The 12,850-nt window shown below is 44.7% G+C and carries 11 protein-coding genes and 1 pseudogene; 2 read left to right on the top strand and 10 right to left on the bottom strand.

The window, feature by feature from the left end; translation table 11 throughout:
- The 10 genes and pseudogenes from L6I86_RS22710 to L6I86_RS22755 all read right to left on the bottom strand — a co-directional run bounded on the left by L6I86_RS22710 (position 1) and on the right by L6I86_RS22755 (position 10,055).
- Positions 1-528, bottom strand: coding sequence for a hypothetical protein (locus L6I86_RS22710; protein ID WP_236290715.1), 528 nt, complete (start codon positions 526-528; stop codon positions 1-3).
- A 54-nt stretch (positions 529-582) separates the two neighbouring features.
- On the bottom strand, positions 583-1,929 hold the full coding sequence (locus L6I86_RS22715) for an ABC transporter substrate-binding protein (RefSeq protein WP_236290716.1): 1,347 nt from the start codon (positions 1,927-1,929) through the stop codon (positions 583-585).
- A gap of 27 nt (positions 1,930-1,956) precedes the next feature.
- Complete coding sequence (locus L6I86_RS22720; RefSeq protein WP_236290717.1) at positions 1,957-4,323, bottom strand: bifunctional diguanylate cyclase/phosphodiesterase; 2,367 nt, start codon at positions 4,321-4,323, stop codon at positions 1,957-1,959.
- 166 nt (positions 4,324-4,489) lie between these two features.
- The gene (locus L6I86_RS22725; RefSeq protein WP_236290718.1) at positions 4,490-4,768 is read right to left on the bottom strand and encodes a hypothetical protein; all 279 of its coding nucleotides are present in this window, start codon (positions 4,766-4,768) and stop codon (positions 4,490-4,492) included.
- A 51-nt stretch (positions 4,769-4,819) separates the two neighbouring features.
- Positions 4,820-5,434 carry a vWA domain-containing protein gene (locus L6I86_RS22730; RefSeq protein ID WP_236290728.1) on the bottom strand — a complete coding sequence of 205 codons (615 nt, stop codon included), beginning with the start codon at positions 5,432-5,434 and terminating at the stop codon, positions 4,820-4,822.
- Positions 5,435-5,563: 129 nt separating this feature from the next.
- Positions 5,564-6,076, bottom strand: a pseudogene (locus tag L6I86_RS22735) (TerD family protein); the annotation flags it as partial.
- A 280-nt stretch (positions 6,077-6,356) separates the two neighbouring features.
- Positions 6,357-6,542 (bottom strand): hypothetical protein, encoded by a 186-nt coding sequence (locus L6I86_RS22740; RefSeq protein WP_236290719.1) that lies wholly within the window; start codon positions 6,540-6,542, stop codon positions 6,357-6,359.
- 10 nt (positions 6,543-6,552) lie between these two features.
- Positions 6,553-8,118 carry a DUF3502 domain-containing protein gene (locus L6I86_RS22745; RefSeq protein ID WP_236290720.1) on the bottom strand — a complete coding sequence of 522 codons (1,566 nt, stop codon included), beginning with the start codon at positions 8,116-8,118 and terminating at the stop codon, positions 6,553-6,555.
- 105 nt (positions 8,119-8,223) lie between these two features.
- A complete protein-coding gene (locus L6I86_RS22750) occupies positions 8,224-9,111 on the bottom strand; it encodes a carbohydrate ABC transporter permease (RefSeq protein ID WP_236290721.1) in 888 nt (295 codons plus the stop codon).
- A gap of 14 nt (positions 9,112-9,125) precedes the next feature.
- On the bottom strand, positions 9,126-10,055 hold the full coding sequence (locus L6I86_RS22755) for an ABC transporter permease (RefSeq protein WP_236290722.1): 930 nt from the start codon (positions 10,053-10,055) through the stop codon (positions 9,126-9,128).
- Between the two features lie 333 nt (positions 10,056-10,388).
- Between L6I86_RS22755 and L6I86_RS22760 the strand changes: the two genes are divergently transcribed.
- Together L6I86_RS22760 and L6I86_RS22765 are read left to right on the top strand one after the other, a co-directional pair.
- On the top strand, positions 10,389-11,279 hold the full coding sequence (locus L6I86_RS22760) for an ATP-binding cassette domain-containing protein (protein ID WP_236290723.1): 891 nt from the start codon (positions 10,389-10,391) through the stop codon (positions 11,277-11,279).
- A 62-nt stretch (positions 11,280-11,341) separates the two neighbouring features.
- Positions 11,342-12,127, top strand: coding sequence for an ABC transporter permease (locus L6I86_RS22765; protein WP_420851918.1), 786 nt, complete (start codon positions 11,342-11,344; stop codon positions 12,125-12,127).
- Positions 12,128-12,850 lie beyond the last annotated feature (723 nt).

The following is a 12,850-nucleotide window of genomic DNA, read 5'->3' on the forward strand; positions in this document are numbered from 1 at the left end:
TTACGTTTCAATCAGAAATCTGATTTCTCCCATGATCGCATCAGGAAGCGGTTCATTCATCAGTCTGATAAGAATGTCTTTATTAGCACCGACTTCTTTCAAATAGGACAGCAATATCGCCGCCTTCGCACTCCTATTCATAAGGGCATAGGCCACATACCAGACCTCAGGGCTGCCAACTTGAATACCGTTCCAAGTATCACTCGGGATGGAGGGCAATCTGCACAGACCTTCATCCGTATAAACCGAGAGTCCTCCGATGATCTCTACCTGAGGTGCATCACTCTGTACAACTAGCTTATAGTCCGTGCCAAATGGGTAGTCACCACTCATTATTTCTGCAACTTGCTCGTGCTGCAACGCATTCATGACCTGATCTTTCGGGGCATCAACCATGACATCCCAGTCACCTACTGTGTTGGTTAAACCAAGGCTCAGCATTAAACCACTGCCACCCAACGAGTAACGAATGCCAGATTGATCTAAGGTTTGAGTTACAGCAACTAGGCTCCCTATATCTGGAATCACTTGTGGTTCTCCTTTTCGAAAAAATGAATCAACTTCCTTCTATTCTAACACGTTTCACTTCTTGTTCAATTCAATCCCCATAGTTCGTTTCTGTTCCTGCCAGAAAGTATCCCACTTGCTTAACGTTTCCTCAATCGTGGCATTCCCTGACAGCAGTGCCTGCCCCGATTCCATCGCTACCTTGTCCCAGTTGCTATTTCCTGCATATTGGAAAGGTGGTTTGAAGAGAAGGAAAGTATCTGGCTTGAGCGTCATGTCGAGCAAGGTTCGATAGGGTCCTGTTTGGAAAAATGCATCAGAAACCGCGGAGGTGTGAATCGGTATCAGGCCGTATTTTTTGGATAATTCCGTATTTTGCTTAGCTCCGGAAAGAAAAGCAATCAGCTTCCATGCTTCAGCTTTATGCTTGGAATACGAGGCAATCCCCCATCCGGCTCCGCCTACACTTACAAGCGCATTTCCTTTGGGGCCTGTTGGCAAGGGGGCTGTTGCCCACGTTCCTGGCTGCATTTTATCCTGTATCGTTTGAATAACATCTGGATCCTGCAGCAATATACCTGTCACACCTGAGGTGAACGCCTCCACCTGTTCTTGGAATCCCCAGTAAATCGAATCGGGTGGCGAAGCATCCTTATACAGGTTCATATATAATTCCATCGCTTTCATCGCTTCAGGTGAGGTGTATATCGTCGACCCGTCATTCAGGAATTGACCATCATCCAGATTTACGAGATCGCCATTATAGGCCCGGATCAACGTATCCGAGGTTGAAATCGAACCTTTAGCGCCACGAAAGGAAAAGCCGTACTGATTCTTCGCAGGGTCTGTTAGTTTTTTACTCGTTTCATACATCTCTTCCCACGAAGAAGGCGGTTTAAGGCCTGCAGCCTCCAGCCAATCCTTTCTGTAAAACATTTGACGTTGATACAAGCCGTTCGCGATAAAGTAATTCTTACGTCCCACAACTGAGATCGATTTGGCTGCATTAGACAGCGTATTTAGTTCATCCCAAGAAGACATGTACGTGTTTAATGGATCAATATAGCCTTGACTCGCCAGATCAGCGACATTAATATCTCTGACTTCCATAACATCGAGCTCTTGCTTCACATTCAGCATCGTCTTAATGGTAATATCCGCCTGCGTAAACGGGGGGGATATTAATTCCACATGGATATTGGGGTTTTGGCTTTCGAATTGGGTAAGTAAGCCTTTTAAAATGACCGTTCGATTCTGATTCGTCAAGCTCTCGATCATGCGCAGCGTTACTTTCGTGTCATTAGATGGCGATGAAGTTGGCAAGGTATGCTCCTGACCGGAACACCCCATTACGAAGGTAACAAGCACTATCCAATTCATAACGAATAACCAATTCTTCCTTTCGCGTTGTTTAATCCTCATCATGTTTTCCCCCTCGCGCTCAAATGGTTAGCCATTCTGTAGTTGTTTCCCAGTTGTGTCAAACACCCTTCTTTCTGCCAGCAATTCTGCACATTCGCTTGTCGGAATGGGACGACTATAAATGTAACCCTGAATCTCATCGCAATTGCAGGCTTGTAATAAAGCTACTTGTTCCATAGACTCTACGCCCTCGGCTGTCACTCGTAAATTCAAACTGTGTGCCATGATGATGATCGCTCCGACGATAGCACGTTCTTTCTCATTGCGTACAATGTCATCCAGAAACGATTTATCAATTTTCAACCGTTGAATCGGGAAATTTTTCAAATAATTTAAGGAAGAATAACCTGTGCCGAAATCATCAATGGAAATTTTCACCCCTAAGGCATACAAGCCTTGCAAGGTTAAAATAACCTGCTCCACATCTTGCATCGCAATGGATTCCGTAATTTCCAATTCCAAATATTGCGGCTCCAAGCCTGTTTCCTCCAGGATCTGTGCAACAGTTTGGATAATCTCTGAATTCTGGAACTGGTGAATCGATAAGTTGACAGCTACATGCACCTTAGGGAGCCCTGCATCCTGCCAAGCTTTGTTTTGCTTACACGCTGTGTATAGAATCCATTTGCCGATGGGCACGATGAGTCGTGAGTACTCAGCAATAGGAATAAACTCCGACGGTGGAATGAAACCATGCTTCGGATGATCCCATCTGGCTAGCGTTTCAACCCCGATGATACACCCTGAGTCTAGTTCGATTTGAGGCTGATAATAGAGAAATAACTCATCCCGCTCTATCGCATGGCGCAAATCTCTTTCTAATGACAGCTTTTCATATGTATTTTTTTCCATCGCGGTGTTATAAAACTTATGATTATTTCTGCCGCTTTCCTTCGCACTGTACATGGCAGTATCCGCGTGCTTAGTTAGACTTTGGATATCATTTCCATCCTGCGGATACATACTAACACCTATACTAACAGAGACATGAAGCTCTTTCTCTTCATAATATACCGGCTTCTGAATCTGAGAGGTAATCTCTTGAATGATTGTCAATATTGCATCCGGATCCCCTGAGTTCGGTATCAGCACCAGAAACTCGTCCCCCCCAAAACGAGCGATGGTACATGATTCATCCAGGATATCTTCTAGTCGGCGCGCTGTTTCAATGAGCAGTTTATCGCCCGCTTCATGGCCAAATGTATCATTAATAATTTTGAACCTGTCCAGATCCAGAAAAAGAACGGTAAATTCCGTCTTATATTGCCGCGCGGATTGAATTTCCTTTTCAATAACCTCCATAAACAGCTTCCGGTTTGCTAAATCCGTCAAGTGATCGTGGTAAGCCATATATCGGATTTTCTTCGCATTCCGTCGCCGTTGTAAGTAGTAGTTAAATAAGTAGGTAATGATTGCAATTCCGATCATACTTATCAACATACTATTGCCAATCGTGTTCGCATCTTTAAACAATTCCGAGCCTGGGATCACAGCCTGTACAGTCCAGTCACTGGCCGCTATCTTCTCCGCAACAACCAGTTGCATCTCCCCATTCACCTTGACCGTCTTACTTTCGGAAGGATGTCCAGCATGAATTGGATTTGCTCGGAACAAGTTAGGAATATGATAGAAGTCTCCTTCGATTTCTGAATTCGTCCTGGTCAACAATTGATTGGCCAGATTCAGAACAACCATTTCTCCACTTGATATATCACCTATGGAACGCTTTAATACCTCAGAGCTGATCTCAATGAGAAGCACATATTTCATACCTGATCTCAATTTAATGAGCCGATTGATGGCAAAAGAGGGTTGTCCTAAATCCGAGTAGCCATATCTTTTCGTAGGGAGCCATCCGATTTCACCATTGGCAATAACCGCCCTCTGAAACCACTCTTCTTTACTATACTCGATTAATTCCGCATGGAGCGTATCCGTTGTAATTTCTTTCAGCTTCGGATCTACTGGGATCACATGAATATTCGTGATATCACTTTTGCTAAAGAATCGAATAGCGAAGCTCTCAACAATTTTATTCCTAGCCATGAATTTCTCATTCTGACTTGTTGTCGCACTCCCATAAATGCCCAGTTGATTCAACATTTCCTCATCAGTCAAAATACTAAAGGTTAAATCCTCGTAATTTCGAAAAACAATATTTAACGTGTCTCTAGATTGCACAACCGTTTGCTTGGTAGCTGAAGTCACCTTGTCTATGACAATCTGCTGCGAATGTGAGTAAGAAAAAAAACTGAATCCAACAAAGAGAATCGCTGTGCCGCCAACTGCCCAGACCAACAGCTTCAGACCAACCGACTGTACGCCCGGGGCTTTGCGGAACAAGTTAAAATTATGCCGCCATTGTCTAGCGAGCCTGGATAATAGGTGTATCAAGCGGATAGTCAACTCCTGTCTACTCTACGGTTACTGGACTAGAACCATAACTAGGACCTATCATAACCTATAAATGTTTAATATCTATACAGAAAATCATTAATAATGTATTAGCTACATGCAAAAAGGACTACCCAATGTTGGGGTAGCCCTTGAAATTGCGTAGTTAGGGTCCGGTTCCATCGCCTATCACACGATAGCCTAACCAATTCTTCTTCACCCAAATAAAAGATCGCGATATGTCGCCAACATCGTACAATTGGGCTCCACCAAACGAAGTGCTACCTGACTTTACAACCTTGGTACTGAGTGACTCGATCGGATATAATGAAAAGAACATTTGGCGTCTTACTGCTAATTCAGCCATAGGGAGAGGAAGCAAAAGCGAATAGACAATCACGAGTGATATACTGGATATTAGCCATATCTGCTTTTTTCTTTGCATCGTATCCTCCTTCCTACGCATCATTACGCCACTGCTTGGTTTATTCCAGCGTCAACTCCGAATAACCCTTTTATCCTTCGCTGCCTTAAGCCATAATGGAAATTCATTCAGCAGCTGATTGTACAAATCTTCATCCGATATCTTAGCAATATCCTTGATGTGAATGAAATTAGCGTTGTCTACGATTCGACCTTCCATCGTATCCAGCTTCTTCAAGACTTCGAAATCGGAATCTCCAATTCCGACGAATTGCCAAAACAGTGGTTTGAGAGAGGCTTCCACGATTACTTTTTTAATTGATTTTACAACGCCGCCATCATTAATAAAGATAACAAACGCTGGAAGCGGCGAATCCTCTTCGACGGTATATTTACGAATAACATCTTCCATGACAGGAGGTTCGTTATTACGACCAAACTTATGGATATCTCTGTTATTCAAAATATTTTTTAACACATATTGATCAAAATCCCGCTCTGTTGCAGCAGACAATCGACTAAATTCGTTGTCATACACCCAAATGTCCAGAGCCGCATTATCATCAAATTTACATGCTACCGCCAGTATCCGTTCTACAACCTCCTGAACTGTCCCGTTCTTATACAAGAGTTGCATAGATCCAGAGATGTCGAGCACTAAGCCAACTCTTGCAGCAACATTGTTCATTTTTTTCTTCTCTAATGTAATTTGAACAAGCTTCTTGCGTAGATCGATCGTTGAGAGGGCAGGTTTCTTTTCTATTTCAACCGTTTCTTTTACTACCTCTTCCTCGATCACTAAGCCAAAGTTCGTACATAACGCCGCTAATCCGCCAAAAAAACCACTGCCAATCGCATTAAACTTCCATTCCTCATTGTGCCTATATAACTCCCCAACGACTATTGCTGTTTCTTTTGACAAGTCTGATCCATATTCATACCGAAATAATTCCTCATTACAATCGGCATCCATAAGTCTTACATACCTATTGGAGACATCTTGCATGCTATATCCGAACTTTTCACCTTCATGAATGGTTAACGAAAATGCAATTCTTGCTGTACTTTCTGGGATCTTCGACAAACATAAAGAGATGGCTTCTTTGTCTGGTCCACTAGCTTGACCATGCGTCACTCCCCCGTTTAGCGCAGTCGGATTCCCGTAAAAGATGAAATCTTCATCTTTTTCGCACCGATTATTTGCCGATAATACAAAGCAAGAAGAATCTATACTCAATTTTGAGTCTGCCGACCATCCAAATTGCAATTTTAAGTTTGATAACCCTTTTCCCTTGGTAACATCTATTTTTTGTCCTTTTGACAGAAGCATGTATGGATCTCCTTCATACTTAAAAATATAGTCATATCTTCAACAGTACCATACTATCTTGAACTCTCAAATACTATTTATTCTGTGCTCTGGCAACATAGAAGACGCTAGACAGATTAACTGGAAAACTTCCATCTATTTTCCGCGCATTTTGCCCAAAATTCGTTTTACATGGAAAACATGTAACTAATTCTTCTCATTCTGCTCAATACGTATAATATGGAACAAATTAGCTGTAGGAAATCCATTTAATCGGTAAATTTGCCTTAATTCGGCTGAATTAACTGCATAAAATCCATCTAGTTTGTCGGAGAGAGGCCGAGTTACGGGGACGGAGGTGTTTGAGCGGTGGAGGAGGAACAGGAGCAGTAGGAGCAGCAGCAACAGGAACAGGCGGTGTCCACGTCCCATCGAGGAAAAAACCGCTAACATCTGTCATTAACAGCGTAGCGGTAGCAGTTTTCATTTGGTGTTTCTTATTTCAAAGCTTTCCAAGCATCGATTTGTTTCTGCATTTCCGCCAAAATGTTGTCCAAGCCTGCTTTTTTCAGCTTCGCATTCATGGCTGGCAGTGTGGTGTCTGGATCGGCAATCCCCGTGATTAATCCCGCATAGAATTCATCTACAACCGATGCGGTTTGTGCCAGTTCACTCTTCACGTTACTTGGGTCAAAGGAGAAGCCAAGAATTTTGGAAGGAATCGCTGCGGCATTCTTATCTGGACCTGCTGGGAACCATTTCGGCTGCGTTGCACTAGTTCGGAACGAGTTGAACATGTTGCCATACTCCCAACCGGAATCCACCCAATAGCCGGCATTGTCCATCTTTTTGATCAGATCATCTGAAACCTTCGTATAGTGCTTACCTTCAATCCCATAGCTCATCAAATTGAACAGCTCCGCATTAGAATACATCAAATTGTAGAACATCATCGCTCTTGCTGGATCTTTGGAGGTGCGAGAAATAGCAGTCATTGTAGCGATAATGGAGCCTGTGCTCATGTAGGGTTTCGAGAATTCAATCGCTGCAACATTCGCTGCATCTCCACCACCAAAGCGTTGTGCTTGGTTGGCTGCAGAGTCCGGATTAATGACCGTGAACGTGGAGGAGACATATTTGCCTGCCAATTCATCCGAGTTCGTATCTTTAATCGTTGCTGCATCTTTACGAATAATGCCTTTGGAGTACCATTCGCGCATTTGTTTCAAAAAGGCCGTGAACTCCTTCGTCTCATACAAATTCACAACTTTGGAGGACGCATCCTCGATGCGAACAACCCCTGGGTTCTTTTGCGAGAAGTATTCAAGACCGATGGCACTGCCGTAGTTCCCCATGACATCCGTATCACCTTTTAAGCTGAATGGATATTTGTCTGGTTCCGACGCTTTCACTTTTTCAAAAAATGGTGTCAAATCGGCCAATGTCTTGAACTGATCCGCTTTAAAGCCATATTTGTCCAGGGACGTTTTATTGATCAGCACGCCGGGTGTACGAGCCAGAACTTGCGTATTAATGATACCGTACAGCTTGCCTTTCACTTTCGCAGCGTCCCAAGCAGCCGGAGGAACCTGCTTCAGAATATCTTGACCATATTTGGGCAGCAAATCGGTGATGTCGAGGAATGCTCCTTTATTTACGTTTTGCAAATAGTCATTCGTCCAGTTGGATGTGAAAATCAGATCCGCTTTCTCGCCAGAAGCTGCAATCGCTTGCATTTTTTGATCATAAGTACCCCAATCAACCAATTGAATATTCAATGTTGCGTTGATTTTCTCTTTGGTAATTTTGCTCATCGCATCTTGAACCAGCTTCGCATCAGGGAATACGCTTTGCGGTAAATACCAAGTGATTTCATATGGCTTAAGCTCGGTTGCTGCTGGCACTGATGTCGCTGTCGTTGCCGCTGGAGATGCAGCTGTAGTAGCTGCAGCTGGCGATGGTGAAGAGCTATTCGTGCTGGAACCGCAAGCGCTGAGCAGCATAGTAAGGGACACGCAGCTTACAATAACGGGAGATAACGCTTTGATTGTTCTATTTTTCATATGATCGAACCCTCCTGATTTCATGGTCAACATGGTACAAATGAAGTCATGTATTATCATCCGATCCGGATTCGGATTGACAAACGAAATGAGCCTTACACTCAGTTAGCCTTTAACGGCACCAACTGTCAATCCTTTGATCAAGTATTTCTGGAAGAATGGGAAAGCGAACAACATTGGGCCTGCTGCCAGAATGGCAATCCCCATACGGGAAGATTCAGCTGGAATCGCACTCATATCAATGCTGATACCTGCTTGCATATTTTTCGTTAAAAACTCGATATTAGACATGATTCGCTGCAAGTAGTATTGAAGCGGAATCAGATTCTCATTTTGAATGTACAGCATGGCCAGCCACCAATCATTCCAGTAAGCTAGGGCATAGAACAATCCTACGGTCGCTAGTGCCGGCTTGGAAAGTGGAAGAACAATTCGCACGAAGGTGCTCAGTTCGGAAGATCCATCGATTTTGGCAGACTCAATAATTTCAAAAGGCAACCCATCCATAAAGCCCTTCATGAGCATCGTAAACCAAGCGCTGACCCCATACGGAAGTATTAAGGCCCAGATCGTATCTTGCAGGTGCAACACGCTGGTCATAACGATATACGAAGGAACTAATCCCGCATTGAAGAGCAACGTGAAGAAGACGAAGTAGCCTGTGATACGGCTATACCGATAATCCTTTCGAGTCATGATATAAGCCAAGGAAGAAGTGAGTATCAAGCTTAACACGGTTCCTACGACTGTCACAAAAATCGTCACCATATAGGATTGAAGCAGTGCCTTCGGCGTTTGAAAAATATAGGAATACGCGACAAACGTAATGCGCTCCGGGATCAGCTGGTAACCAAATTTGGCGATGTCCCCATCGAAGGAGAGTGAGACCGAAATAACGTACAGCATCGGATAGATGAACAGGATGGATAAAACCATAAAGAATAGAATGATCAGCCAGTTATTTTCTGACTTTTTCTTGATAGATGAACGCACCGCCACCCTCCTCCTTAGAACAACGCATGATCTTTACTAAATTTCCTGACGAGTAAGTTCGTCGATACGACTAGAATTAAGCCAACCACTGCTTGGTACAAGCTAGCGGCGGACGCCATGCCTAGGTCACCAACGACTCGCAACGAGCGAAACACATACGTATCTACGACATCTGTCGTCGGGTATAACATCCCTGCATCTCGGGGCACGAAGTAGAATAATCCGAAATCCGAGTAGAATATGCGGCCCACATTGAGCATGAACAACATCGTTATCAGCGGCAAAATGAGCGGGATCGAGATCTTCCGGATTTGCTGTAATCGCGAAGCTCCATCTATGGAAGCTGCCTCATAATAACTGTTGTCGATAGACAGCAGGCCAGTAAAGAAGATGATGGCGGTGTAGCCGACATTTTTCCATAAATAGGTGAGTGTTAAAATGAGGGGCCAATAGCCTGGCTTACTGTACCAGTCGATTGGGGCGACATGGAACTGATCCAATACCTTATTGATCACACCAAAGGATGGATTCAGCAAAATGTAGCTGACGAAACCGACGACGACCCACGAAAGAAAATAAGGAAAAAACAAGATCGTCTGGAACAGCTTCACCCATCTCCGACCCAACTCTGCCAGCAATAATCCAATGACTAAAGCGCAGGACATGCCCACAACGATAAACAATCCATTTAATAGCAGTGTGTTTCGTGTAATCCTTAGTGCATCTTGTGAGTTGAAGAAAAACTTGAAGTTATGCAGCCCAACCCAATCGCTTCCCCAAATGCCTTTGGCGTAGTTGATATCTTTGAATGCGATCACGATACCGTACATAGGTAAGTAGTAAAAGATAAACACCACAATGATGGCCGGCAATCCGATTACAAACAAACTTCTTGCCTTCCAGAAATGCTTCGATTCTTTGCGTATAGCTGAGAAGATCCCCAAGTATGCTGCCTCCTTCTGTCTGGGTTATCATGCGTCCTCTTTGCGATTTCATCATACGAAATCGGCCCACGAATTGGATACTGCTCATTTTTGCTCGGGTAAAAATAGACTGTAAGATTTGAAATTCGGAGGAATTTTTACTGTACTATTTTTGTGAGGAGAGTGGATAAACCCTGGTAGATTGCGGATTTGGTGGAGATGAGTGCTTATGTGAGGTAGATGAAATGATGCGGACGACCGAGTGCAATATCGGTCTTGAGAATGATCATATATAACTGAGTATGTAATATACTGTTTATATGATCCACAATTCAAAGAACGGGGAGATAACGAATGACAACGAATTCCATTGAAGTAAGCGGCTTACGCAAAAGCTTTGGCAAACAAACCGTATTGGATGGCATCGATTTACAGGTAGCGAAGGGGTCCATATTTGCATTGCTCGGGCCAAATGGAGCAGGAAAAACGACGCTAATCAACATTCTATCAACGTTATCTGAACCGGATGCGGGCTATGCGCGAATCGAAGGGTATGATGTCATCGCTGACCGCAAGATCGTGCGGGGATCGATCTCGCTCACGGGGCAATTCGCAGCGGTGGATGAAGTATTGACGGGACACGAGAATATCATCATGATGTGCCGGTTAGCTGGCTTATCTGCTGACGAGTCCCGCATTCGAGCAGCGGAGCTGCTGAAGCAGTTCGAGCTGGAAGCCGCAGCTGGCAAGCGTGTGAAATCTTACTCCGGCGGCATGCGCCGCAGGTTGGATCTGGCCGTCAGCCTTGTCGTTAGTCGTCCGGTGCTTTTCCTCGACGAGCCGACGACGGGCTTAGATACGGTCAGCCGCCGCTCCCTGTGGGAGACGATTCTGCGGTTGAAGCAGCAAGGCATGACGATTCTGTTGACGACGCAATATTTGGAAGAAGCCGATCAGCTTGCAGACGAAATCGCCGTCCTGAATCATGGACGCATCGTCGCATCCGGCTCCGCGGAGTCCTTGAAAGCTCGTGTTGGCGGCGAAGTCATCGAGCTCAGGAATGCCTTGGATGAGGTCATCCTATCCATACCGACGAGCGGCACCGTGCAAGATGTTAGCCAAACATTGAACGAGATCGCGGGTTCGTGCCCGCCAGGTACACGCGTCTTCATTCGCAAGCCAAGCATGGACGACGTCTTTCTTGCGTTGACGACAACTAATAACAAGGAGGCTTCCCTCGTATGAGCGATTTCCAATCCGTAAAGAACCTACAGCCATTGAATTCGAACAACCTGCAACCCCTAAACATGAATAATCTTCAAACTATGCCAAAGCCTGCTTCTTTCGCAGCAACCAACACCGTCTTCATCGGACGCAGTATTCGTCACAGCTTGCGTAACATTGAGTCGCTCATGATGGCTATCATGCTGCCCGTTATGCTCATGCTGCTGTTTACCTATATATTCGGCGGCGCCCTTGATCCGAGCGGCAATTATGTGAACTATGTCGTCCCAGGCATCATCTTATTGTGCGCAGGCTTCGGTTCATCCAGCACGGCTGTTGATGTAGCAAGCGACATGACCAATGGCATTATCAACCGTTTCCGGACCATGCCGATCAGCAGCATCAGCGTCATTACGGGTCATGTCGCGGCAAGCCTTGCTCGTAACTTGCTGGCCACATGTATGGTTATCGGGGTTGCCCTGCTTGTTGGTTTTCGTCCCAACGCGACATTCATCGAATGGCTTGGAGCCATTGGTGTCATCATTTTATTCATTCTGACGTTTACCTGGCTTTTCGCTGCGATTGGCCTCGTCACGGGCAGCCCTTCTGCCGCCAGCGGCTACGGCTTTGCTCTACTGTTCCTCCCTTATCTGTCCAGCGCATTCGTTCCAACGAATACCATGCCATCTTGGATGCAAGGTTTTGCTAACCATCAGCCTATCACACCGGTCATTGAGACGATTCGCGGTCTGCTAATGGGTACACCGGTGCTGCATAACGGTTGGTGGGCTATCGGCTGGTGTTCAGTCCTGCTGGTTATGTCCATTGGTTGGTGTCTCCTGGCGTTCCGTAGGAAAAGCGGGAAGTGAGTAAGGCTAACACAAGTCGAAATAGGGTTATGCGATCGTTCTAATTGGTGAAATAATGCGATTTAGCCCCAAATAACGTTATGGCATAGCGCTATTCTACTTTTAATAGCTCCTATTCTACTTAAAAGTAGAAATAACGTTATGCCATCATCCTATTTCCCTCGAATGTAGGATCGCAACCAAAATAACGTTATGGCATAACGTTATTCACGGATAGCATTCATCCAAACACAAACAGCGCCTCGGCTATGCCGTGACGCTGTTTGTTTTGGATCAAGGTACCTATTACTCCAGGTGCTGAGTTTGTGCTGGTCGGGGGATGTGTGCTGGTGGTTGATGCTGAGTATAGGTGGATAGTGGCTGGTGAAGCTAGTGTATTCAGGGATTTGAGGTTTAAACTGCAAACATCCACCCCGCTTTTCCCCATGCTAATCTCAACAACGCAACCTAACTGGAAATTGTACAGCTATTTCGGGGCAATCCAACTGAGAAATCGTAATAAATGGATAACATATAGCTAATTCTCCCCCCAAAGCTCGTATTGGCGAAATTCCCTGATATTAGCTGTACAAATCCCATCTATTCTCCATTTGTATCGATTTTACGAAGAATTAACTACAGGAATGCAACTAGAATAAAAAGTGGACACCTCGTTAACAGATTTAAGATAATAGATACAACGAGGAGGTGTTCACAATGGGTGAACAACGGCAAAGGTACAAT

The organism is Paenibacillus allorhizoplanae, assembly GCF_927798215.1.
GTDB lineage: Bacteria > Bacillota > Bacilli > Paenibacillales > NBRC-103111 > Paenibacillus_E > Paenibacillus_E allorhizoplanae.

Bases quoted from the DNA above. Each gene is read 5' to 3' on its own strand.
- L6I86_RS22715 (WP_236290716.1), bottom strand. From the start codon at position 1,929: ATGAGGATTAAACAACGCGAAAGGAAGAATTGGTTATTCGTTATGAAT.
- L6I86_RS22725 (WP_236290718.1), bottom strand. From the start codon at position 4,768: ATGCAAAGAAAAAAGCAGATATGGCTAATATCCAGTATATCACTCGTG.
- L6I86_RS22730 (WP_236290728.1), bottom strand. From the start codon at position 5,434: ATGAACAATGTTGCTGCAAGAGTTGGCTTAGTGCTCGACATCTCTGGA.
- L6I86_RS22740 (WP_236290719.1), bottom strand. From the start codon at position 6,542: ATGAAAACTGCTACCGCTACGCTGTTAATGACAGATGTTAGCGGTTTT.
- L6I86_RS22745 (WP_236290720.1), bottom strand. From the start codon at position 8,118: ATGAAAAATAGAACAATCAAAGCGTTATCTCCCGTTATTGTAAGCTGC.
- L6I86_RS22760 (WP_236290723.1), top strand. From the start codon at position 10,389: ATGACAACGAATTCCATTGAAGTAAGCGGCTTACGCAAAAGCTTTGGC.
- L6I86_RS22765 (WP_420851918.1), top strand. From the start codon at position 11,342: ATGAATAATCTTCAAACTATGCCAAAGCCTGCTTCTTTCGCAGCAACC.